At 30.8% G+C, this 24,338-nt stretch carries 20 protein-coding genes, 1 tRNA gene and 1 CRISPR repeat array; of the genes, 6 read left to right on the forward strand and 15 right to left on the reverse strand.

The genetic code is table 11. From position 1 onward, the window contains the following. Positions 1-6: 6 nt before the first annotated feature. The 9 genes from AAID94_06225 to AAID94_06265 are packed head-to-tail and all read right to left on the reverse strand — an operon-like array spanning position 7 to position 9,240. On the reverse strand, positions 7-2,202 hold the full coding sequence (locus tag AAID94_06225; GenBank protein XAK23437.1) for a bifunctional (p)ppGpp synthetase/guanosine-3',5'-bis(diphosphate) 3'-pyrophosphohydrolase: 2,196 nt from the start codon (positions 2,200-2,202) through the stop codon (positions 7-9). Then, positions 2,186-2,410 (reverse strand): DNA-directed RNA polymerase subunit omega, encoded by a 225-nt coding sequence (locus AAID94_06230; protein ID XAK23438.1) that lies wholly within the window; start codon positions 2,408-2,410, stop codon positions 2,186-2,188. The genes AAID94_06225 and AAID94_06230 overlap by 17 nt, the downstream gene beginning before the upstream one ends. A 14-nt stretch (positions 2,411-2,424) precedes the next feature. Further along, on the reverse strand, positions 2,425-3,141 hold the full coding sequence (gene pyrH, locus AAID94_06235) for a UMP kinase (GenBank protein ID XAK23439.1): 717 nt from the start codon (positions 3,139-3,141) through the stop codon (positions 2,425-2,427). Between the two features lie 51 nt (positions 3,142-3,192). Next, positions 3,193-4,395 carry a peptidoglycan DD-metalloendopeptidase family protein gene (locus AAID94_06240; GenBank protein XAK23440.1) on the reverse strand — a complete coding sequence of 401 codons (1,203 nt, stop codon included), beginning with the start codon at positions 4,393-4,395 and terminating at the stop codon, positions 3,193-3,195. Then, positions 4,392-5,198, reverse strand: a complete 807-nt coding sequence (locus AAID94_06245) for an ABC transporter permease (protein XAK23441.1) — start codon at positions 5,196-5,198, stop codon at positions 4,392-4,394. The genes AAID94_06240 and AAID94_06245 overlap by 4 nt, the downstream gene beginning before the upstream one ends. After that, on the reverse strand, positions 5,185-5,850 hold the full coding sequence (locus tag AAID94_06250; GenBank protein XAK23442.1) for an ABC transporter ATP-binding protein: 666 nt from the start codon (positions 5,848-5,850) through the stop codon (positions 5,185-5,187). Before AAID94_06250 ends, AAID94_06245 begins: the two co-directional genes overlap by 14 nt. Positions 5,851-5,898: 48 nt before the next feature. Beyond that, entirely contained in the window at positions 5,899-7,095 is a 1,197-nt protein-coding gene (trmB, locus tag AAID94_06255) for a tRNA (guanosine(46)-N7)-methyltransferase TrmB (GenBank protein XAK23443.1), read from the reverse strand. Further along, positions 7,095-8,327 (reverse strand): fibronectin type III domain-containing protein, encoded by a 1,233-nt coding sequence (locus AAID94_06260; GenBank protein ID XAK23444.1) that lies wholly within the window; start codon positions 8,325-8,327, stop codon positions 7,095-7,097. The genes trmB and AAID94_06260 overlap by 1 nt, the downstream gene beginning before the upstream one ends. Then, positions 8,275-9,240 carry an RluA family pseudouridine synthase gene (locus AAID94_06265; GenBank protein ID XAK23445.1) on the reverse strand — a complete coding sequence of 322 codons (966 nt, stop codon included), beginning with the start codon at positions 9,238-9,240 and terminating at the stop codon, positions 8,275-8,277. The genes AAID94_06260 and AAID94_06265 overlap by 53 nt, the downstream gene beginning before the upstream one ends. A gap of 76 nt (positions 9,241-9,316) precedes the next feature. On the opposite strand from AAID94_06265, the gene AAID94_06270 reads away from it, so the two are divergent. From AAID94_06270 to AAID94_06280, 3 genes are all read left to right on the forward strand, one after another. Further along, positions 9,317-10,423 (forward strand): FtsW/RodA/SpoVE family cell cycle protein, encoded by a 1,107-nt coding sequence (locus tag AAID94_06270; GenBank protein ID XAK23446.1) that lies wholly within the window; start codon positions 9,317-9,319, stop codon positions 10,421-10,423. Positions 10,424-10,468: 45 nt separating this feature from the next. Next, a tRNA-Ile gene (locus AAID94_06275) sits at positions 10,469-10,545 on the forward strand. Positions 10,546-10,974: 429 nt separating this feature from the next. After that, a complete protein-coding gene (locus AAID94_06280; protein XAK23447.1) occupies positions 10,975-11,244 on the forward strand; it encodes an EexN family lipoprotein in 270 nt (89 codons plus the stop codon). A gap of 148 nt (positions 11,245-11,392) precedes the next feature. Further along, positions 11,393-12,351: direct repeats of the CRISPR family, unit length 36 nt; unit sequence GTTTTAGTCTCTTTTTAAATTTCTTTATGGTAAAAT. A gap of 146 nt (positions 12,352-12,497) precedes the next feature. Here AAID94_06280 and cas2 read toward each other — a convergent pair. The 4 genes from cas2 to AAID94_06300 all read right to left on the reverse strand — a co-directional run bounded on the left by cas2 (position 12,498) and on the right by AAID94_06300 (position 18,265). Further along, positions 12,498-12,911 carry a CRISPR-associated endonuclease Cas2 gene (gene cas2 / locus AAID94_06285; GenBank protein XAK23448.1) on the reverse strand — a complete coding sequence of 138 codons (414 nt, stop codon included), beginning with the start codon at positions 12,909-12,911 and terminating at the stop codon, positions 12,498-12,500. Positions 12,912-12,915: 4 nt separating this feature from the next. Further along, positions 12,916-13,818, reverse strand: a complete 903-nt coding sequence (gene cas1, locus AAID94_06290) for a type II CRISPR-associated endonuclease Cas1 (protein XAK23449.1) — start codon at positions 13,816-13,818, stop codon at positions 12,916-12,918. Then, a complete protein-coding gene (gene cas9, locus AAID94_06295; protein XAK23450.1) occupies positions 13,808-16,810 on the reverse strand; it encodes a type II CRISPR RNA-guided endonuclease Cas9 in 3,003 nt (1,000 codons plus the stop codon). The genes cas1 and cas9 overlap by 11 nt, the downstream gene beginning before the upstream one ends. 81 nt (positions 16,811-16,891) lie before the next feature. Beyond that, positions 16,892-18,265, reverse strand: coding sequence for a replicative DNA helicase (locus tag AAID94_06300; GenBank protein XAK23451.1), 1,374 nt, complete (start codon positions 18,263-18,265; stop codon positions 16,892-16,894). A 144-nt stretch (positions 18,266-18,409) separates the two neighbouring features. Between AAID94_06300 and AAID94_06305 the strand changes: the two genes are divergently transcribed. Further along, on the forward strand, positions 18,410-19,339 hold the full coding sequence (locus AAID94_06305) for a DUF2860 family protein (GenBank protein ID XAK23452.1): 930 nt from the start codon (positions 18,410-18,412) through the stop codon (positions 19,337-19,339). Between the two features lie 22 nt (positions 19,340-19,361). Here the strand turns inward: AAID94_06305 and AAID94_06310 are convergent, their stop codons facing one another. Together AAID94_06310 and AAID94_06315 are read right to left on the reverse strand one after the other, a co-directional pair. Then, complete coding sequence (locus AAID94_06310) at positions 19,362-20,693, reverse strand: MATE family efflux transporter (protein XAK23453.1); 1,332 nt, start codon at positions 20,691-20,693, stop codon at positions 19,362-19,364. A 225-nt stretch (positions 20,694-20,918) separates the two neighbouring features. Beyond that, positions 20,919-21,854: an NAD(P)-binding domain-containing protein gene (locus tag AAID94_06315; protein ID XAK23454.1), complete on the reverse strand. Its 936-nt coding sequence runs from the start codon at positions 21,852-21,854 to the stop codon at positions 20,919-20,921. 70 nt (positions 21,855-21,924) lie between these two features. Here AAID94_06315 and AAID94_06320 point away from each other — a divergent pair, with 70 nt between their 5' ends. Both AAID94_06320 and AAID94_06325 read left to right on the forward strand, forming a co-directional pair. Then, positions 21,925-23,157 carry a glutamate-5-semialdehyde dehydrogenase gene (locus tag AAID94_06320; GenBank protein XAK23455.1) on the forward strand — a complete coding sequence of 411 codons (1,233 nt, stop codon included), beginning with the start codon at positions 21,925-21,927 and terminating at the stop codon, positions 23,155-23,157. After that, positions 23,154-24,239 (forward strand): FUSC family protein, encoded by a 1,086-nt coding sequence (locus AAID94_06325; GenBank protein XAK23456.1) that lies wholly within the window; start codon positions 23,154-23,156, stop codon positions 24,237-24,239. The genes AAID94_06320 and AAID94_06325 overlap by 4 nt, the downstream gene beginning before the upstream one ends. Positions 24,240-24,338: the final 99 nt, after the last annotated feature.

Consider the following 24,338-nt stretch of genomic DNA (forward strand, 5'->3'; position numbering starts at 1 on the left):
TTTAGTTTAAGCTTCTTTATAAGCGTCATTTAATGAAGTAAAATCTAAAATTTTACAATAAGACTTCAATCTATCTCGGACATTATCAGGATTTATATTGTCAGGAATTTCTATCGTGATTTCAAAATAATCCACCACTGTATTAGTATCACTTGACAAACTAATCGTTAATAAATTAATCTGCATTTTAGCCAAAACTGCCAAAAACTCTGCTAAAATTCCTTTTTTATTTTCTAAAGAAAAAATTAATTTGTATGATTTAGGTATATTAGAATCCCATTTAATCAAAACCATGTCTTTATTATTATCTATCATTTTGTCTGCTCTATCACAGAGTTTATGATGAACTATAGCGTTTCCATTCTCGATAAATGCAAGCACAGCATCACCTCTTTTTGGATGGCAACAGTAATCAAAATCCACATTAGCAATTTTATGATTAGAATATAATAAAAAATTTCCAATTTTTTGTTCTTTGATTTCATATTTATCAAACCAATAAGACTTCTTAGCATATTTTTTAAGCCCATTGACTATATCTTTTAAATAAGCACTATCGCTAGCTACTTGTCGTATGCGCCTACCTAAATTCTCTTTTTCGATCCAATTTTCTATCTTATTCTTATCTACACTAAAAATAAAACTTAACATATTAATCGCGCTTAAAAGATTGATTTCTCTCATTTTTTGCTTGCAAAATTCTCTTATACTCGCTTTTGCTTTTCCTGTTTTTACACTATCAATCCAAGAGCAACGATAAAATCTATCATTGGAAGTTACAACCCGTACTATATCTCCATTTTTAAGCTCGGTTAAAAGGGGGACTTTTACACGATTAACATAAGCACTTTTTGCGTGAAGCCCTACTTTAGTATGTACTTCATAAGCAAAATCAAGCACGGTAGCCCCTCGCGGTAGGGTAAAAATTTCACCCTTTGGAGAATAAACAGCCACATCCTCTACATAAAGACTATCTTTTGCATACTCATAAAGCTCAATAGCATTATAATCTTCCGCGTTTTCAAGATTGTTTGTGCTTTGCATTGAAATATCAGCAAGCCAATCAAGTCGCGGAGCTACAACGCTTCCATCTTCTTTATATTTCCAATGTGCAGCTATACCAAATTCAGCGATTTTATGCATATCAAAAGTACGAATTTGTGCTTCGATAATATTTTTCGTATCAAAAAGTGTTGTGTGTATGGTTTGATAACCATTTTGTTTTGGTAAGGCTATGTAGTCTTTAAAACGCGAAACCAAGGGATTAAAATTTGTATGTAAAACCCCTAAAGCCAAATAACAATCGCTCACATTTTCAACCAAAATCCTCACGCCAAGTAGATCCAAGACCTCTTCTATACCTACACCCTTTCTTTGCATTTTAAGATAGATAGAATAACTGTGCTTGATACGTTTTTGAATTTGAAAGCTTCCTTGCCTAAAGCCATTGCTAAGAAATAAAAGTTCGATTTTTGAAATAAATTCATTAAGGCCTAGTTGCATTTGCTGATCGTTTGAATTGATATAATTATCAATAAGTTTATATTCATCAGGCATTAAATATTTAAAACTTAAATCTTCTAAATAATTTTTAATACTAGAAATTCCAAGTCTATGTGCTATGGGTGCATAAACGACTAAAGTTTCTTCGCTAATACGCTTTTGCTTATCTTCTCTTAAAGCATCTAAGGTTAGCATATTGTGAAGTCTATCGCAAAGTTTTACCACCAAAACCCCAACATCTTCAATACTTGCTAAAAGCATATTTCTAAATGTAAGAGCAGATTTGGTTAAACTTTTCTTTGATTTTGAAGGAATAAGATTATCTTCTCTGATTTCTACGATTTTTGTAAGGCCTAAAACAAGCTTTAAAACTTCAGATCCAAACTGATCTCTAAGCTCTTCTTCAGTACATTGTGTATCTTCAATCACATCATGTAAAAGCGCGGCTAAAATTGTGGCTTTATTTTCACTTAAAAAAGCAACTAAGCTTGCAACCAAGATGGGATGAACTGCATAAGGTTCTCCACTTTTTCTTACCTGACCTTCGTGAGACTTTATGCAATAATCCACAGCTTTTTCTACAATAGCATCTTCTTGGCAAATGCTAAAAAGTAGTTCTTTTGCTCTTGTTAAATCTCTACAATTTTTAATATCTTCAATGAGTTTTTCGAGCAATAATTCCTCATCGACTGGTTTCAACTAGACCCTCTAAAGTGATTTTATTTTCTGCTATCTCATATAAAGCAATATCTGCGAATTTTAATTTACTTTTATCAATATCAACCAAAGGTGCTGCACCATCAGCTAACTGCTCTGCTCTTTTTGCAACAACCAAAGAAAGACGGTAGCGATCATCTCCCATTCTTTCTAGTGCTTTAGCTGCTATTTCTTCTATTCTATTCTCCATTTATTTCTCCTTGATTAGTTTTTAACTATAGAACAAAGACTGTTATCGCCTTGTATGATTTTCAATAAATTTCCTTCTTCAAACATATTGCATACAACTATAGGTAAAGAATTGTCCTTAGCTAGAGCGATTGCAGTGTCATCCATAACTTTAATGTTATCTTGCATTGCCTCATCATAGCTTAGGGTTTGTAAAAATACTGCATCTTCAAATTTATTAGGATCTTTATCATAAACTCCGTTTACTTTTGTTGCTTTAATAACCATTTGTGCATCAATTTCAACCGCTCTTAAGATAGCTGTTGTATCTGTTGTAAAATAAGGATTTCCTGTGCCTGCAGCAAAGATTACAACCCTACCTTTTTCTAAATGTCTTTGAGCCCTTCTCATGATATAAGTTTCGCAAAAAGCTTCCATTTGAATCGCACTTTGCACTCTCACATCAAGTCCACAACTTTCTAAAGCTTCTTGGATAGCAATAGCATTAATAACAGTCGCAAGCATTCCCATGTGATCTCCGCTTGTGCGTTTGATAAGACCACCTTTTGCCGCTGAAACACCGCGAATGATATTTCCACCACCTATTACTATACCTACTTCTATATTGTTTTTAACTAGTTCTTTGATCTCATTTGCTATGAATTTTAAAATAGAATTTTCAATACCAAAACCATTTTCTCCGGCTAAAGCTTCTCCTGAAAATTTTACTAAAACTCTTTTTCTCTCTTGCATTTTTTCTCCTTAATCAGCTTGAAATTATATTGAAAATTGCATTAAAATTAGCTAATTTAAACTAATAAGTTCTAAAGGATTGATATGAAAATTCTTTTGTGTTACTTCAAAAGTTAAATCATTTTTTATCCTACCTACTACCGCACCTTTTTTTACATTTTTACCGACTTTGATATTGGGCGCTATCTTGTCTAAATGTGCATAAATAGTATGAATTCCATTATCATGTTCGACTATCACAACTCTTGCTAGCATACTCGTATCTTTAGCAAAAACTATCTTTCCATCTAAAACACTTTTTACCACAGCATCAGCTTTTTTACTTCTTAAAACAACATTTTCATTGAAAATTTTAATATTATAAACAGGATCAATATAATTTCCAAATTTTTGCTTTACAGTAAAAGACTCTAAAGGAGCTATGGTTTTTTTACCTGTATAACGCTTAGTAGAGCTTCCTTGATAACTAGAGCCAATTTGACGAATTTTTTGGGTATTATTAGTGATTTTACTATCACTAGCAGTTTTTTGAGTTTGCTTTTTATCTTCTTGCTTGCTTTCTATAATTTTTAACTGATTTAAGGTTTTTCTTAACTCATCTTGCTGATCTTGCAAATTTTCAAGTTTTTTAGCGTAAATTGCCCGATCGGTTTTTTGTTTGTTAATCTCGCTGACTTGCTTTTGTCTTAAATTTTGAAGTTTTGCCAATTGGGTATTATAATCTTTTAAATCCTCATTGATCTTTTTGATTTGATCTTGCTTGCTGTCGATTTGCTTGCTTATATCTTCATAATCTTTAGAGAGTTTAAAAATTTCATCTTGTAAAATTTTATCCAAGCTACCTAAAACCTCAAAAGCCATAAAACTTTCCTTACTTTCAACATAACCTTGCGGAATAGGTAAATCATAAGCAAAATCTTTAGCCATTAAAGTTATAAGCTTGCCCTCCATATTGGCTTTATTTTTCAAAAGATCCGTATTTTGACTCGTGAGTAAATTTAAGTCTTTATTTTGTGCTTTAGCTCGAGCTTCAAGCTTAAGGGTTTGAGAATTAAGAGTTTCAATTTGAGCGCTTAATTCTTTTAGGCTCTTTTCTCCGCTTAATATATCATTTGCCAAATCTTCAAGCTTTTTATTTACCTGCTCTTGAATGCGTTTGTTTTCTTCTAAATTTTTAGTTTTTTCATTGATTGCATTAGCATAAATTTCATTGCTTAGTAAAAAAAAACAAAGAAAAATTAAAATTTTTCTCATTTTTTCACCCTAAACATCACCGAATTTACACACAATAAACATATAAATAAAGTCACTAAAAAAATCACGCCCAAATGCACGATAAAATTAATAGGAGGCAAGATAATATCAACCGCTTTTAGACTATCTTGAACTATAGAAAGATTATAAATTTGTGTAAAAAATATAAATAAAATAACAAAAGCAATAAAACAATCCAAAACCACAATCTTATACAACATAAAAGATCTAAACCAAAAAGGTGCGCCAAACAAGCACATAATCTCCACACGCTCAGTATGCTCAAAAAGCCAAATTTTCATTTGTTTTAAAAATAAAACAAATGAAAGCAAAATAATGATAAATAAAAATAACCAAAATACAAATTTCATCAAAACAAGTAAGGAATAAACCTTATCATGTGTTTTAGCAAAAGTCTCAACCTTGCTAATGCTTGGAATACTTAAAAGTTGATTTTTAATCATATTAAGCTCATTTTGCGTAGGTAAATAATTAAGCTTAATGCTATAAAATCTCGGCAAAGAATCTCGTAAAATTTTTAAATTTTTATCGGAAATATCATTTTTTAAGCGATCTATCAAATTTTTAGGATCTAAAAGTTCTAAGTCAGAAAAGGAAGAAAGTTTAGTTTTTATAACATTCTTGTCAAGTTCAGTAGAGCTTGCGACAATGATATTATAATCTTTATTGACAAGTTCTTCGTAATATCTTAAGGTAGCATTTGTAAGCAAAATAAACTCAAAAGCAAACATCATAAATAATAAGGGTAAAATCAAAGATAAGTGGGTTTTAAAAAATTTCATTCATATTTCCATTTTCTATATTAAAACGACGATAATTCAGTCTTAAATTACTCGGAATTCTATGTGTAACCACCACAACACAAGTACCCAAAAGCTCTCTGGCTGATTTTAAAAGCGTCCAAATAATATCTGAAGAATACTCGTCTAAATTTCCCGTAGGCTCATCACAAAGCAAAAGCTTAGGATTGTGTGCTAAAGCTCTAGCCATAGCTACTCTTTGCTGCTCTCCTCCGCTTAGTTGATTGGGCAATTTATCTGCTTTAAATGTCAAATTTACATGTTTTAAAAGCTTGCTTGCTTGATCATGACAAACTTTTTTACTATAACCTTTAATCATAAGAGGAAGCATAACATTTTTTTCTACGCTATATTCTTGTATAAGTCTATAATCTTGGAATATAATACCAATTTGCTGACGCAATTTTAAAAGCTCTAAATTTCCAATTTTTCGCATAGAAGATCCGCACACTTCAAGTTGACCCGAAAGAAGCTCCAAATCCCCATAAAAAGATTTTAACAGAGTGCTTTTTCCACTTCCGCTTTTACCTGTGATAAAAACAAAATCATCATCTTTAAAAGTGAAACTAGCTTCTTTAATAACCAATTCATCATAACCTAAAGAAAGTTTATGTGCTTGAATTAAATTTGACATCCCATCCTCTTTGAATTTCAAAATTCGTAAATTATGCTTTATTTTTGCTTAATTTTCAAGAAAATGTTTCATATTAAAGTGAAATTTAACACTTTTTTTAAGCTCTTTTATAGCTTTTAAATTTTCTTGTATTTTAAAAGGCTCCTTAAAAACAAAGCTAATCGTCTCTCCTATATGCAAATAACAATGCTCAGGTTTATTAAACGCACCAAAGGCTATCTTTAATAATAAACTTTCCCCTTGCTTGTAAATATTTTCAAAATGCAAGAAGAAATCCTCTTTCTTTAAAGTAAAATTTTCAAAATTTTTCTCTAAAAGCATTAAATCATTTTTATCTAAATGTATATCCGAAAAATCAAATTCTTCTGATAAAGGATTATTTTCTTCTTTATCTAAATTCCAAACCCAAAGATCATAAATATCTTTTTCCTGTCTTTTCCATCTGTCTTCGTATTTGCTAGAAATTTCTAAATTTTCATTTTTTCTAATGCTAAATTGTGGCGATGAAAAATCTAAAAATTCCTTAAAAGTAAAGTCGAAATACTCATAACTATCCGTTCTAAGTTCAAACACCCCTTGGGCTGTAAGCACCCTTGCACATTCTTTACAAAATGCTTTAGAAACAACACGACGATGAGGCTTTTTATCCCAAGGAACTGGAAAGTGTAAGAAAATTTTTTCTACAGAATAAGACTGAAGAACGCTTAATAAAAGCCTAGCATCACTTTGAACCAATAAAATATTATCAATACCCTGTGCTTTCGCAAGCTTAGCCACCTGTGTGATGGCTGGATTATAAATTTCTATCCCAAGAATTAAAACATGGGGATTATTTTTAGCTTGGTAAAGCAAATGCCTTCCTGAACCAAAGCCAATTTCAATGTAAATTCTCCCCTCAAGTCTTGCCAATACTTCCTCAAAATCATTAGCAATCAAAGGAGTTTTTTCAGCCAAAGCATTGTTTTTTATACCAAAAGCCTCGCTGATAATATCCTCGCAAAAATATTGCTTAAAAACATATAAAGCCTTATGTAAATAGGCTATTTTAGAAGGCTTAGTGTGTTTATCTACCTTAACTACAAATTCATTTTCTCCTTTTTTAACCTGTAAAAAAAAGCTTTCTTCCTCGACCTTTGTGTAGATTAAATTCACATTATCATTATATGCCATCCAAACAAATTCTACCCCATCTTTTTCAAAGGGTAGAATGATTTCTTTAAGTGTTCTAGCTTTAAAATTTGGCACTATTGCCCCGCCTTAACTCTCTTTGAAGGCTCTGAACGAAGGCCAACAGAATCAATCGCTATCACTTCATAACTATACTCTACACCCGGTAAAGCTTTGATATCTTTTAATCTTTTCTCTTTTATACCTTTAAAAATAGCATTTTGCCCACCGCCATAGCGTCTAACTTCGTATTCAACTGCTCTTGAGTCATTATCTACCCATTCTAATTCAATACCATCACTTGTACTTTGAGCCAAAATCACACTAGGAGAAGATGGGCTCCCTAAAGTTTTGCCCTCTACTCCATTTTTAGGCATAGAACTTTCAAGCCCATCTATATCTACCATAGTTACCTTATAGTATCTACTCTTTGCAGCACCTTCAACTATATCCTCATAAGAATTTTGCTCGGTTTTCGCCAAAAGAGTATAAGGAAGTAAACTTGAACTCGTAGAATAAACTTTATAATACGAAAAATCTTTATATTTAGGAGCATCCCATGTTAAAACTATTTTATTGGCTCCATCTAAACTCGCATTTAAATGTTCAACTTGAGGTGGCAAAGCCTTGCTTGTAGAATTTAAAACAGAACTTGGCTCACTTTGCACTCCATCAAACCCAACCGCTATAATTCTATAATTAAAACTCTCCTCTGGCTTTAAATCCTCATCTATAAATTCAGCATTTAAACGATTTTTTACCTCAGCAATTTTTTTAAATTCTTGTCCATCTGCCTTAGCTCTTTCTATGATATAAGAAGCTACTCTTGGATCTGAATGCGGACGCCAAATCAATTTAATTCGGCTTGGTAAATTGGTAATAGCTTGTGCAAAAGCAATAGCCTCTAATCTTGGCATAGTTTTTACTTCAACCACCTTTCCATCTTCTGAAATATGTCCTTGATTATTAAAACTTCTCATCATATAGTAATATTTCGTATTTGGCTCAAGCTTAGCATCTACATAATGGGTTTGAAATTTATCCTTAATCGTTCCTACAAGTTTAAATTCAGGATTTGCATCATTTGAACGATATAAATAAAATCCTTTGATATTATCATCATATAAAGGATCCCATTCAAACGCTATATTACTAATATCACTAAGGCTTTTAAGATTGTCAATCTTTGGCAAGCTTTCATTGACTAAAAGTTCTTTCTTTGAACCTATATTGGAAAGTTGCGAAACACTGCAAGCACTAAATAAAAGAGTCAAAGCACCCAAGCAAAGACTCAAGTGAAATTTTTTCATTAAGCTCTCCTAAAATAAATTTTTTTTCTAAAATTTGTTTAAAATCGTCCATTAATGGAGCTTGAATAAATATTTTTTCTCCATTTCTAGGATGAATAAAATACAAAAAATACGCATGCAGCATAATCCTACACTCGTATTTTCCCCTATAGCCATATAGTTCATCTCCTAAAATATGACGATTTATACTAGCTAAATGTGCTCTGATTTGATGCGTTCTACCTGTAAAAAGCTTAGCTGCAATAAGGCTCACATCCTCGCTTTTTGCCAAGTTAGCAAAAGCACTTTTAGCCTCCTTAGAACCCTTAACAAAGCTATTTGTAACTATTTTTTTAATAGCATTAGCACTTGATCGAATCAAAGCTTTATCTATGATAATTTTATCCTCTTTTAGTGGCAAATCAATTAACGCAAGATAAATTCTTCCCATAGTTTTATCGCTAAGCTGCTCGCTAAGCTTTTGGTGGGTAAAATTATTTTTCGCTATCAATATAGCTCCGCTTGTTTCTTTATCAAGCCTATGAACAAGCCCTGCACGCACTTCTCCACCCAAAGTAGAAAGGGTGTATTGTTTTTCTATAAGCCAATCCACCAAAGTCGCACTTTTAACACTCTTTGCACCATGAACTACCAAATTTGAGGGTTTGTTTAAAACCAACAAATCCTCATCTTCGTATAAAATTTCTATATCAAAATCTATATCAAATTTAGGTTTAACTTCCTCTACAAGCGGTAAATTTAAAACAAGTCTATCTCCGACTTTTAGCTTAAATGAATTTTTATTTTGAATTTTATCATTAACCCAAACGCAGTTTTTTTCTATCATCAAGGCTATTTGATTGCGACTTTGCTGAAGATTTTTAGCTAAAAAAGTATCGAGCCTTGAAGATTCATCAACCAAAAAAGTTTGCATTTTTTCCTTATAATTTTATATAATTTAGAGTTTTATTTTATAATTATATTTTAATACTACAAATTGAAGGCAAATTTTGTTTATACCCGATAGAAGAATTTTAACACATTTTGATTATATGCAACCTATTTTATTTATACCTATTATTTTGATTTCATTTTTTTTGATATTTGAGGCCAATGCTTTTTTAGCTGAAAAACAATTTGTCTATGCCTGTGTAGGAATTGCTGCATTTAGCGTGTTCTTTTTGTTGCCTATCCGCAAACTGATGTGGCTTATACCTATAGCTTATTGGGTAAATATTCTTTTACTTTTAAGCACAGATCTTTTTGGTGTTGAAAAGCTAGGCGCTAAAAGATGGCTTGAAATTCCTTTTACTCATTTTACCATTCAACCTTCTGAAATTTTTAAACCTAGTTTTATTTTAATGCTTGCTTATTTGATCTATCAAGATCCACCGCCTAAAAATGGCTATAAATTAAAACAATTTCTAAAACTTAGTTTTTTTATCATTTTGCCTTTTTTACTGATCGCTCAAGAGCCTGATTTAGGAAGTGCTATGGTGCTTTTAATCGTAGGCTTTGGCGTGCTTTTTATCATGGGTGTGCATTATAAAATTTGGCTTAGTATCATCATCGCCATCGGTATAAGCTCTCCTATTATTTATACACATTTTTTAAAACCCTATCAAAAACAAAGAATTCATGATTTTATCTCAGAAAAACCGAGTTATCAAGTCGCACAATCCATGATAGCTATAGGCAATGGAGGCCTTATAGGAAAATCTCAAGATGAAGCTACGCAAACACATTTTAATTTTTTGCCTATCTCCACAAGTGATTTTATCTTTGCGTATCTTATAGAGAGGTTTGGTTTTTTGGGGGGATTTGTATTGATTTTGCTCTATACTCTACTCATTTTTCATTTGCTAAGCTTAAATCAAAAGCTTAAGGAAGATTATTTTGCTAGGGTTGCTATAAACTGCGTAGCATTGTTTATTTTTATTTATGCTGCGGTAAACATTTCGATGACTATAGGATTTGCGCCTGTTGTTGGTATCCCGCTGCCTTTTTTTAGCTATGGAGGAAGTTCTTTTACGATTTTTATGATTTTCTTTGGAATTTTACAGCATTTGATTACTTTTAGATATTTTTGGATAGATAGTAAAAATAAAATAAAATAATTTTAAGCAAAAATAAGATATAATTTTATCTTTAAAAATTAAGGCGGATTTATAGCTCAGTTGGTTAGAGCAACCGGCTCATAACCGGTTGGTCGCAGGTTCGAGTCCTGCTAAATCCACCATTATATTAATTACACTTATACAATCTAAAAAACTTATATTTTTTTACCTGCTTAATAAATCAAAACTAGATTAAAAATTTTTAGTGTATTTTAACTGCATTATATTAAATTAAATAACACATTGCAACAATTAAAACTTCGATACAAAAACTTATAAAGCGAAGATGCTTATCTGTAAAACTTAAGCAAAATTCCAATGGAAATTTACAGGCTATGAAAACTGCTTAAAAAAACAAAATCAGTTAATTGCGAATCAAAGCAATATGTCAGCCACAAAATAATAAAGATATTTTAAAACAAGTAAAAATAAAAAACTTTTTCAAAAAGATAAAAAATAATAATCTTTATCAATCAAGTCCTAATATTTTTAAATAGAAATAAAATAATGTTAAAATATTTTGTTTCTATATTAAATCAAGGAGAAAAACAATGAAACATTTTATTTTTAGCGGATTAATTGGTTTAGGTGCTTTGGCTTTTTTAGCAGGTTGTAGCGATGAGGCAAAAACAAGCGATTATTATAAAGCGCACTTAGATGAGGCAAAAGCTAGAGTTGCAGAATGTAAAAAAATGGAGAAAATGAATGAAACTCAACAAAGGGATTGTTCTAATGCAAAATGGGCAGTTGAAACAGAAGATACAGGTTATATTGAAAAAACTTGGGGTAAATCAAACCCAGACGCTCTTAAATGGAAATAAACTAGCGATTATTTTTTTAATTTTTCTTGCTCCAAATTTAGCTTTTGGAGCTGAAAATGCGGAAGGCGTTTTAAATATAATACGAAATGGACTCTTATCTTGGACGCCTCTTATTAAAACCGCTTGTTTGTAGATATTTTGAATTTTTGTTTTAGTCTCTTTTTAAATTTCTTTATGGTAAAATAGAATTGCAAATACAACAAGACTTAGAAAGGTTTTAGTCTCTTTTTAAATTTCTTTATGGTAAAATTCATCTGACATTGAATATTGACTTTTAATTGTTTTAGTCTCTTTTTAAATTTCTTTATGGTAAAATGAAAATGCCTTGCTTGAAGATGGCGACGCGTTTTAGTCTCTTTTTAAATTTCTTTATGGTAAAATTTTAAAATTTTGCACAAACCCTGCAGGATAGTTTTAGTCTCTTTTTAAATTTCTTTATGGTAAAATATCAAGATTTTTAATTATTGTGCTTGTGCTGTTTTAGTCTCTTTTTAAATTTCTTTATGGTAAAATTTTTGTGAATTTGTTAATGGTGAATATAATGTTTTAGTCTCTTTTTAAATTTCTTTATGGTAAAATTGTAATTATATCATTTAAACTTGCCACAGAGTTTTAGTCTCTTTTTAAATTTCTTTATGGTAAAATCAACGCCACTCTTATTGAAAAAACACTTACGTTTTAGTCTCTTTTTAAATTTCTTTATGGTAAAATGAATTAGAAATTAATATAAAAGAAGGCGAAGTTTTAGTCTCTTTTTAAATTTCTTTATGGTAAAATTGTCATTTTTTGTAAGAATTGCTGCGCAAAGTTTTAGTCTCTTTTTAAATTTCTTTATGGTAAAATTATAGGCTTGCAAGCCGAATTTAAAATCATGTTTTAGTCTCTTTTTAAATTTCTTTATGGTAAAATAGCTCTGGATATGACATCCTTAAAGTCTTTGTTTTAGTCTCTTTTTAAATTTCTTTATGGTAAAATAGGTTTATCTACATCAACTCTTAATTCACTGTTTTAGTCTCTTTTTAAATTTCTTTATGGTAAAATAATATTTTAGTAGGGCAATATTCTTGCAAAGTTTTAGTCTCTTTTTAAATTTCTTTATGGTAAAATAGACTTTGAACAAATAAAGAAAAATAGAGCTTTTTGTATACAAAAATGTATAAAAATATGCTATCATTTTAAAAGAGAAATTTAAAAAGAGACTAAAATAAGTGGTTTTCGGTTAGCCACGCAGGGTTACAATCCCTTTAAAACCGTTAAAATTCAAACAAACTAGCTTGTCTAATTTTATTAGACTTAGTTTTGTTTTCTTTGTATATCTTGTCATTGCTGTATTTAAAATCTTGTGTTTTTTCATCATACTCAAAAAGAACTAAATTTTTATCATCATTCATTTTTTCATTAAAAGTAACTCCACCTAAAAGTATTTGCATATTGTCAAATTGTTTTTCGGTTATGGTTAATACTCTTATATTGCCACAAGGGGGTAAAATTCTTTCTACGGATTTGATTGCTGTTTTAGCCGAAGTCATTCCTTTACAAATTTTAACATATACGCTAAATTGCATCATAAAAAAGCCAAGTTTTACAAGCGAAACTCTAAATTTATTTGCACTTTTTTGCTCTTTCTTACTTTTAGTGGGTATATCAAACATCAATAATACTCTCATAAATTTATCTTCTATCATATAAATTTACCATCATAAGTTCATCATTTTCCAATAAAGCATTTTTAAAATTTTGAATATAAAAATTTATAGCCCTATTCAAAGGATAAGCTTTATTTTCAATAATGATTTCTTCTTGCAAAATACCAATTAATCTTTGCTTTGCTTCCTTATCTAAAAATTCACTCTCTTTTATATCTTTTAAATCAAATACGCACAAGTCAACCAAAGGCCTAAATACTTCTATCAAATCATCACAAAGATTAAAATCATTATAGATATTATCGTGCTTTATACCTTGCCAAGGTAAAAGTCCACTTATGCAAACCGCTCTAACTATAAGTGATCTTATGACAGCATAGCCGTAATTTAGAGCAGAATTTACAAAACATATCTCATTTCTTGTAAAATTGCTACCAAACAAAGTTTTAAAATACAAAGCAGCTGCAGTCGCTTCTAAATTTTTAGCATCATTTAAGCTTACATTTTTAGCCAAAGCTAGAAGCTCTTTAGCTTCTTTGATATGATGGGTAATTTTTAAAATATGGGCTTGATTTGAAATTTTGTTTTTAATGATTTTTTGCCACAAAATCGCTTTTCTTTGTAGTGTTACTTTAATTTGCTTTTTAGCTACTTTTGCACTGATAAAATGACCTAAAAATGGAGAAAAAATTCCATTGATATGATGAGATTCATCGCAAGTTAAAAGTATGATTTTATACTTGGCTAGAGCGCTAAGCAAGCTTGAAGTGATACTTGCTTGCAAAGATTCTAGTATGATAAAATTGATATCTTTGAGAAAAAACTTGGCTTCTTTATCGTCTTGTTTTATCACAAGATGATTAAACTCAAGGCTTAGTTTTGCTTGATTGGATATCAATATACTTTTAAAAGCTTCATCATAGGCCATGTTTTTTGCTCGTCTTTAAGGCGATATCTTCCCTTGGTTTAAAATCAGCCTTGATTTTTTCTCCAAGCGGGGTTATAATGTATTTTTCAAAAATTCTCAATCCCTGAATTCCTATTTTTTTAGCCTTTACATTTCCTTCTTCTGCATTTGTAAACAATAGCTTTTGATTGTCTGTTAAGTTTTCAAATTTATTATCATGTTTTTCAACACAAATACTTGAGTTACTGATATCAAAACCATTATAATAAGCAAATTCGGGTTCTTGCATATCTTTTTTTTGTATCAAAACCAAATCATCTTTATGCAAAGAAAAACAAAACTCATAGCTTTCATCTATTTCTTGCCATTGCTTTGGATTGCCCTTTTTATCTTTACCTATAATTACTATTTTATTTGGTAAAACTCCTAAAGCAAAATCCATAGTATAAATAGGTATGGCATAAAATTTATTTTGTTTTTTAAAAATATCAATCCTTACCATGGTGTCATTTTCTACATATTTTGTACCTATTTTTCTTATTTTTCCACAATTTAGTGCTATTTCTACACCTTCTTGTGAGTTGTATTTTTTAATCATTTCATCTTTAGAGTAAAATGTTTCCTTATGCAAAGCTCCTCTTGCTCTTTTTCTAGGAGGTTTTGAAACAAAAAGTTTGTTTATTTGATTTAAAATTTGCTCTCTAAACCCCTCAAAAGGCTCAAAGAACTTAGCTTGATGTTTATAACTATCATTTGTAAGTTCTTTAGCATAAAGTTTTGCTTTTAAAAGCTCTTGTTCTTTTTTAAAATCCGAAAAAGCTTTTATAATGGCATTTGTGCTATAAGCGACTATTGTGGCATCAAGTGCGTGATGAAGATGGTTGTTTCTATCTTTTTGAGCAAATCCCCAAGTATGCCTTAAAACTGATGTAAGCATTCCATTGATTGTTTGCACATGTATTTTACTTCCTTTTTCTCCACTTTTTAGATTTATATCTTCTTTTTCATCTAAAGGTAAAAAATCTAAATATTCTTTTGTGTATTTAACAATAAGAGTTGAAATATATCTTGTATCATTTAAATTCCTGCTGATAAAATCTTGCTGTTGCTTACCTTTAAAAGCTTCGTCTAAAATTTTATTTTTCTTTTTGTAGGGAAGATTTTGAGCCAAAGCTTGAATTTTACTCCATCTTTCTTCATTTGCTCCAAAGGCTTCAAAAGGTGTTTTATTGAGTTTTTCTTGATTTTCTTTGGTAAAAACCAAAACCTTATTTAAAAAAGAATCATCAAAACTTCGTGAATAAGGATATATATGATCAACCTCTAAAGCTTTTTCATCTCTTAAGTGTTCTATGGATATTTTTTTACCACTATAAATACAAAATTCTTTTTGTTCTTTCCAAAGTTTTAATTTTAAGATATTTTTAGCATTTGCCTTAAGCCCAAAATTTTCACACTCATTTAAAGCCCAAATATTATTCTCATAGTTTTCTTTTTGCTCTTTTTCGATCTTAGTCCTAAGCTTTTTACTCAGCCCTATATCTCTTGCTAATTCTATATGAATTTTATGCATTTTTCCATATTTTTTAAGCAAAGCATTTAAAACTTTTCTATACTCGCTTATAGCACGATTTACGATAGGATTGGTAAGCTCTTGTGCAAAAATACTATCGCAAAAGGCAGGTAAAAAATCGAATTTTTGATTGTTTGATTTTGTTTTCAAATTTAAAAGCTTGCAAGCCTCATCGTATCTTTTTCCCTCTTTCATCAAAGGCAAGATTAGATTAAGTGCTTTAAAACTAAGATTTATATGATCATTGAAATCAATTTCTATTAAATTCTTGATTTGCTCGTTATTTAAACTATACTTTTCTAAAGTAATTTTTAATTTCTCATTATCTTTAATTAGAGTGATATAAGTCGCTATTTGATCTAGTTCTTCCCTAGTTAAGGAATGCTCTCCTAGGGCTTTTTTAAATTCGACTAATTTTCTAAATTCGATCAGCTTTGCACTTTCTGCATTGTCTTTATCATACTTTAGACTTTTAAATTTCATACTTTCATGAAGTTTAATGTATTCTCTAAATTTTTTATAAGTGATACTTCCTTTATCTAAGATATGATTTAAAATTTCATTGATAATCTGACTCGATACAAGCTCTCCACTCTCTTTCTCTAAGCTTTTTAGCTCATTGATAATCTTGGTTAACGCTACGAATTCCCAAGCACTATATGAATTTTTACAAGCTCTTTTTTCATCTTCAAAAAAAGTGCAAGCTCCTACTAAATATGAAAAATCTTTCAAAGATCTTTGAAAAAATGCAACTTTTAGAATTTCCTTTATAAAATTATCATTATAAGAATATCCCCATTCTTTTTGTTTTTCTAAAATCAGTTTTAATTCTTTTTCTAAATCACTTGCTAGAACGCAATTTTCATAACTGCCTTTTTTATTGCGTATATTTATAAAATCTTTTGTATTTTCTTTATATTTTTGGAAAAATTCTTTATAAAAATACTCTCCTACACTTTGATATTTTTCTAATTTTAAAGCATTTGTTTTTAAAGCGCTTAAAATTTTACCCTTTTCATTGTCACTTGATTTTTTTTCATTTTTATTCATATAGCCACGATGTTTTGCTATGTGTAAAATCACCCTTGCTAAATCTTTGGGTTCTATTTTTTCATTAAGTGCTTTATACCTTAGCTCATAAGGACTTACAAGCCTTCCTTCATAAGCTTTAGGCAATTCTCCATCGTTTGCTATATAATCTTGATAATTTAATTTCAATTCTTTTGAAATAATATGCTTTAAAGCAATCAGTCTTGATCTTCTTCTTCCTAGTCGTCTTCTATTGCTTCTTGCATTGCGTCTAGGTAAAGCTAAAGATTCTTTTGTTTTAGGATCTTCAGCCTTAGTAAATAATCTCACACCACAATCTTGCAATTGATTGTCTTTAACAAAAGCCCAACCTATAGAGTTAATCCCTATATCAAAACCTAAAATTTTCATTCGTTCTCACTTTTATATAGTATTTATGATTGATTTTAAATAACATTGCTTTCATATCAAAGCACCTCTAACAATTTAACCCTACTCCTGAAATTCAACACTCTCAAATCTTGGTTTATCCACAAAGCAAGATTTTTCTTTTAAAAATAAAACCTCGACAACTCCTACAGGGCCATTTCTATTTTTGCCGACTAAAATTTCAGCATTTTCTTGCATAGGATTAGGAATGAAATTTCTTTGATAAGGTTTGCCTTCGGCTTTAGCCTTGTTTTCACGTTCTTTTTCATCCTGCTCCCTATAAACCTCATCACGATACACAAATAAAATCGTATCCGCATCCTGCTCTATAGCCCCACTTTCACGCAAATCACTCATCATAGGACGCTTGTTTGCACGCTGTTCTAAAGAACGATTGAGCTGCGAAAGTGCGATGATAGGCATATCAAGCTCCCTTGCTAAAAGCTTAAGCCCTCTTGAAATTTCGCTGACTTGTAAATGTCTATCATTAAAATTAGAATTACTCATCATAAGCCCTATATAATCGATCACGCAAAGCCCTATACTTTCTTCTTGAGCCTTTAAACGCCTTAAAATCGCTCTTACATCTGTGATAGTCGCATAACCACTATCATAGATAAATAATTTCTTTTTAGAATAATAATTGCAAGCATCGCCAATGCGTTCCCATTCATTATCATTTAAATCCGCAGTCAAGATTTTTTGCAAAGGAATGGAAGTTTTTGCCGAAAGCATTCTTTGCATGATTTGAGCAGCAGGCATTTCAAGCGAAAACATCACCACTCCCTTATCCTGTCTTAAAACCTTTTCTATAAAATTCAAGCACAAAGTTGTTTTTCCCATACCTGGGCGCGCTGCGATGATGATAAGCTCCCCGCCTTTAAAACCCTTAGTCATAGTATTTAGATCTTCAAATCCTGTATCAAGTCCTATCACGGATTTGTTTTCAAGGCTTTTTTGTTTTTTAAATTCTTCCAAAAGCTCGCTTAAGACTATTTCTATATCTTTGATATCGTTGGTGTTTACACGATTGGTAATGTTAAAAATTTCCTTGCCGATTTCATCAGAAATTTCACTGACTGCGCGATTATCATTGATCCTTGTTGGCAAAAGATGGGCAAAACTTAAAAGCTGTCTTTTAATCGACTTTTCGCGAAGTTCATTGACATAAGCGGGAAGATCTATTATCGAAGGAGTTGCGATAATCTCTGTTAAAATTTGCTCATCTATTTTTTTATGCTTTTTTAAAAAGCTAATCGATATAGGCTCTCCAGCATTCACACAAGCAATAATAGCTTTAAAAACATCCTGATGAGCTTTAAGACTAAAATCTTTAGGTTCTATATCTCCTGCTATGCTAGAATAAGCGTCCTCGCTCATAATACAACTACTTAAAATTGCGCGTTCTAAATCCAAATCAAAATGCTCTTGCTGCACCTATTTTCCTTTTTTGAGTAAAATTTATTGAAAGATTTTATCTAAAAGAATCTAAAAATTCACATAAGCTTTTTATAAAAAATTAAAGTAATATTAGTTACAATAAAATTATAATTTTAATCAAAAACTATCAAGGAGTTTATCTTGAAAAAAACCTTATTTTCTTTTGCTTTGGCCTCTTTATTTGTAAGTCAAGCTTCATCCATAGAATTTCAAAGTGGTCTTAGCGGAAATTTAAGCTTAGGGATAGGAGTAAGAGATGTTAAAAGCAATATCTCACCTCTAGCAAATAGCAACTATCTAGGTGGGTATAACGCTAAAAATTCCGATACTGCTGCCATACCTTTTATAGGTCTTGAGCTTTATTATGGCAATTTAATCGATAATGATAGAGTATTTCTTAAAAACTATAACGGAAGAGATTTAAGCGGTATTGCTTTGGGTTATGAAAGAGCTTATTTAGAACGCTTTAGCACTTCTTTTTCTTTCATTTCATCTTTAAGAGAAAAAGCTTATGCTAATCCTTATTTTATAGGTAATCGTGAAGAAACTGATGTGAGTAAATACGGCTTTAGAATTTCACAACTTTACGAAAGTGATTTTGGAAAATTCAATGCTTCTTATGTTTTTGCAAAAAACAAACTAGATAAAGAAAGTATAGAATTTGATTCTCTTAAACGAGAGGGAAATTATCATGAGTTAGAATTAAGCTATAATTATTCTTTATTAAACTTAGGCTTAATCTATGATTATAATGACGCTGATGGAAAGGCTCAAAGCTACTCAAGATATGGCTTTAAAATAGGCACACATCTAGTTTTTGCAAGAAATTATATCCTAACTCCAAGCCTAAGCTTAAATCAATACAAAGCAGATGGCACAGATCCTATTTTTAACCAAAAACAAGATGGTAGTATCACAAAATTTAATCTCAAGCTCGTAAAAAATCAATTCTTAGGCTATGACTCACTTTATGGCTTTGTAAATTATGGCCTAGAAAAAAGAAATAGTGATATAGATTTTTACGATGAAACATACCACATCTTGCTTACAGGTGTAGGATATAAATTCTAAAATCAATCCAAAGAAACTATCATCATAAAAACGATAGTTTCTTAAAGACTTTTCTAACAAAAATACAAGCCAAAATCAAAACACAAAGTTCAGCAAAAAAGGGACTAAGCCACACTCCTTTTAAACCCATGATAGAAGATAAAATCAAAAGAAAACACAAAGGAATAAAAAGATTTTGACTCAAGCTTAAAATCAAAGAAAAACTCGCTTTATTGCTCGCTGTTAAAAAAGAACCACTTAAAACATTAAACCACGCAAAAAGATAATTAAAAGAAAACAACATCAAAGCCATATAAGCAAAAATGATAAATTCTTGATCACCTTCTTGAGTAAACAATCCTACCAAATCCTTACCGCAAACAAATATCATCACGATAGACAGCAAAGACAAAATCGCACCCGCAAAAAACATTACCTTTAAAATATCTTTAATCCTTGAAAAATCCTTTTTAGCATAATTATAACTTAATGCAGGCTGCATCGCATCACCCATAGCGATAATAAGCATAATGATAAAATTATCAATATACGAAACGATAGAAAAAGCAGCAACCGCTTGAGTGCCTGAAATTTTTAATAAAACTAAATTGGCAAATATGCCATATAAAGAACCTGAGATATTGCCAAAAAATTCACTGCTTCCGTTATAAACTATGTTTTTAAAAATCTTCATATTCATATACAAACTTGAGAATTTAAGCTCTAAATTTTGAAATAAAAAAGGGAAAATTCCAAAAATACCGCCTAGCATAAGTCCCAAACAAGTCGCAAGAGCTGCTGAAAACAAGCCCCAACCTAACACAACGATGAAAATATAATCAAGCACTATATTACTCAATGCTATAATCACATTCATCATCATACTATAAGTTGTTTTTCCGCAAATTCTAAGATAATTATCCAAAGCAAAAGAACACATGGTAAAGGGTGCGAACAAAGCAAACACAAGCATACACTCTTTTGCCATTGATTTGATATCTTCACTTACATCTAAAAAATTAATCAAAACAGGACTTAAAAGATATTCTAAAATGCCCACCAAACATGAAATAAGAAAGATAATTAACATACTAGAGCTAAAGATTTTTCTAGCTAAATGTTTCTTCCCAAGTCCTAAATGCATAGAAATTTGCACAGCTGAACCAATGGCTATCATATCAGCCAAAGCAAAAGATATCATAATAAAAGGAATAATCAAGGCCAAAGCCGCTAAAGCGTCATTTCCTAGATATTTTCCAACAAAAATTCCATCAACAATATAATAAAAAGAAATAAATGCCATGCTTATTACATTAGGCACAGCACATTTAACAAAAAGCCTAAAAGGGCTTAAGGTGCTAAAAATATTTGACATAAAAAATCCTTTAAAATATTTAACAATACAAATATCTTAAAAGGAGCTAATAGAGTGTTTGAAGTCCTAGTATGTAGAAAGCTAAGCGATAGGTTTCTATCGGTATGATTTTTTTATTGTTTTTGTTTTGTGTTTGCATAATAATATTTAAAAATTAAAATATAATAAAGAAATTATAATATTGAAAGTTTAATAAGTCAAATTTAGCCCAAGGGCCAAATTTGATTAAATTACAGCAAGTATCTTTACAGCGTCATTTAAGCCTGTTACTATGCTTGCGCCATTTTTAGTTGCAATATCTCCTGCTACAAAAATGCCTTTTACATTGCTTTGTTTATTTTCATCCATTAAAGGAACTCCTTTATCATCGACATTGATTCCGCATTTTTGTAAAAAATCAAGAGGAGTAGAACCACCGATAGCATAAATGATTCTATCATAAGTCTCACTGCTGCCATCGTTAAATTTCACTTTAGCTTTACCATTATCATCCTCAAGCTCTTCTATATCTATACCGAGTTTTAATTCTACTTTGCCTGAATTTCCAGCTTCGTGAATATCTTTAAGATTGATATCATTTAGTCTTGTAAATTCTTTCTTGCGATAGCAAAGGCTTACTTTATTTGAGTTAGCTAAATCCACCGCATATTCTGCAGCTGAATTTCCACCTCCCACAACAAGGATTTTTTCATCACCTAAAACAGAGTTAGCATTGAAATTAATAATCTTTGTTAAAGTTCCAGGAAGTTTATAATCAGGCTTATTAGGCTTACCCATTCTACCTATAGCAACGATGATATTTTTACACTCATAAACACCCTTGCCTGTGCTTACTAAAAATACTCCATTTTCATTTTTAACACTCTCTACTTCAGAGCCAAATTCAACTTCTATATTATGCTCATTTAAAGCGTTTTGAAAAGTTTCTATGGTGCTTTCTTTGGTTCCATCTTGAAAAGGGACATGTCCGTGATTTGTCCCTTCACAACCCTTATAAGCCATATCAACTCTTTTACCATCTTTGTAAAACTGCATCAAAGTTTGACAAATATTGTTTGATTTCTCCAATACCAAAACTTCTTTATTTTTAAGCTTGGCTTCAACCGCACAACCAATTCCTGTCGGCCCTGCACCAACTACAATTAAATCTACTTTTTTCATTCAAATTTACCTTTCAATTCTAAATTTTTTTGTATAATTTATCAAGTTTTTTGTAAATAAAGGATTAAAAATGCGAAATTTACTTGAAAATATTAAGAAAAATTCTCAAAAATTGCTCAATTTAACACCCAAAGATAAAGAAAATATTATATTGAAACTAGCTCACACTTTAAGAAAGAATTTCAAAACCATATTAGAATCCAATGAAAAAGATATAGCAAATTTCACCAAAAGTGGAGCAATGCGAGATAGGCTTTTACTAGATGAAAAACGCATTTTTTCTCTTTGTGATGCTTTGGAAAAAATTGCTTATTTAGAAGATCCTATAGGTAAAATTTCTAAAGGTTGGGTTAATTATGCGGGCTTAAAGATAGAAAAAATCAGCATTCCCATAGGACTAATCAGTGTAATTTATGAGGCAAGACCGAGTCTAAGTGCTGAAATCATTGCTTTAATGATAAAAAGCTCCAATGCTTGCGTGCTTAAAGGAGGCAGTGAAGCAAAATTTACAAATTCAGCAATATTTGATCTTGTTTATAAAGTACTAGAAGAGTTTAATTTGCAAGATTGTTTTGCTATGTTTTATGAAAGAAATGAGATCATGCAAATTTTAGCTTTTGATGATTTAATCGATGTGATTATCCCTCGTGGAAGTTCAAATATGATACAAGAAATCGCTAGTCATACAAAAATTCCACTCATCAAACAAGACAAAGGTTTATGCCATGCTTTTGTGGATGAGAGTGCAAATTTAAATATGGCTTTAGAAATCATCCTTAATGCAAAATGCCAAAGAGTAAGTGTTTGTAATGCCCTAGAAACCCTTTTAATCCATGAAAAAATTGCTAAAGATTTTATAGAACTTTTAATCCCTGAATTTGAAAAATTTAAGGTAAAAATTCACGCACATGAAAATATCTTAGAACATTTTAAAAACTCAAAATTAGAACTTTCAAAGGCTGATGAAAGCATTTTTGATACTGAATGGCTTGATTTTGCTATCAGTGTAAAATCAGTAAAAGATTGCGATGAGGCTATAGAGCATATCAACCAACACAGCTCTTTACACTCTGAAACCATAATCTCAAACAATGCTTTAAATATAAACAAATTTCAACGCCTTCTACGCTCATCTTGTATTTATGTCAATGCCTCGACTCGTTTTAGTGATGGGGGTGAATTTGGCTTTGGTGGGGAAGTGGGAATTTCCACAAGCAAACTTCATGCAAGAGGTCCAATGGGTGTTGAAGATATTTGCACTTATAAATACCTAATCAGCGGAGAAGGACAAATAAGAAAATGAGTAAAAGAAAAATTTTAAAACAACAATATAAAGAAATCATACAACTTAATCCAACTGAAAGAGTTTGGCAAATGCCTTTTTTCTTTGCCTTAGCAGTTGGATTTGCACTTAGCATTGCTGCATATTATGAGCGTATGGACTTGGGACTAATCGCTATGATAGGAATCATGGCTTTTGTTTATACAACCAATACGCCTATGTATCATAGAATGGCTGTTACAATGTGCTGTTCTTTTGGTTTGTGCTTATCTTTTTTAATAGGACTTTGCACCCATTTTTTTCCTGCGTTTTCTCCGCTTATAATTGGTCTAGTGGCTATGGCTAGTTCTATTTTGATACGCTATTATAACATAGGCGCGCCGGGGTATTTTTTCTTTGTTTTTTCCTGTTTATTGGCTTCATTTTTTCCTTTTCCAGCAAAAGATTATATTTTTCTAGTGGGATTGATTTGTATAGGTGGTATCATTGCCAACATAGCTGCTTTTTTATACTCTGTATCTGTCATTTATATTTTTAAAAATTCCCCACCCAAACCTGTTTTGCAAAATGGGAATTTAGGCTTTGATATTATCTTTGTAGATTCTATAATTATTGCTTTTTTTGTCGGATTTGCTGTATTTCTAGGAGCATTTTTAGAACTTGATAGAAGTTATTGGGTTGCAGTTAGCACGACTGTTATCTTGCAAGGAGCTAATTTAAAATCAGTCTGGATAAAACAGCTTCAACGCATTCTTGGGACAACGGTTGGAATTTTATTTGCATGGTGGCTTTTAAAAATCAAATTTACTCCTTTAGAATTTGTCTTGTTGATGATGTTTTTAGCCTTTATAATAGAGTTTTTGGTAGTTAGAAACTATGCCTTAACCGTAATTTTTCTTACCCCTTATGTGACTTATTTAGCTGAAGCAGCTTCTTTTGGAAATTTAAGTGTTGATATGCTGATACACGCTCGCCTGCAAGATATTATCATAGGTAGTCTTTTGGGGCTTCTAGGGGGTTTTGTTATCCATAAACCTTATTTAAGAAAATATTTTGAATACATTGCAAAATACATTTTTAGAGTAAGATTGACAAATAGATAATTCTTTTAAAATTCAGCTTTTAAGCCTATGCGCATTAAAAGCTGAAATAATATATTTTAAAAATTCCTGTATAAATATCTTAATTTATAAAAGCTTACA

This window comes from Campylobacter coli, assembly GCA_039516895.1.
GTDB classification, from domain to species: domain Bacteria; phylum Campylobacterota; class Campylobacteria; order Campylobacterales; family Campylobacteraceae; genus Campylobacter_D; species Campylobacter_D coli_B.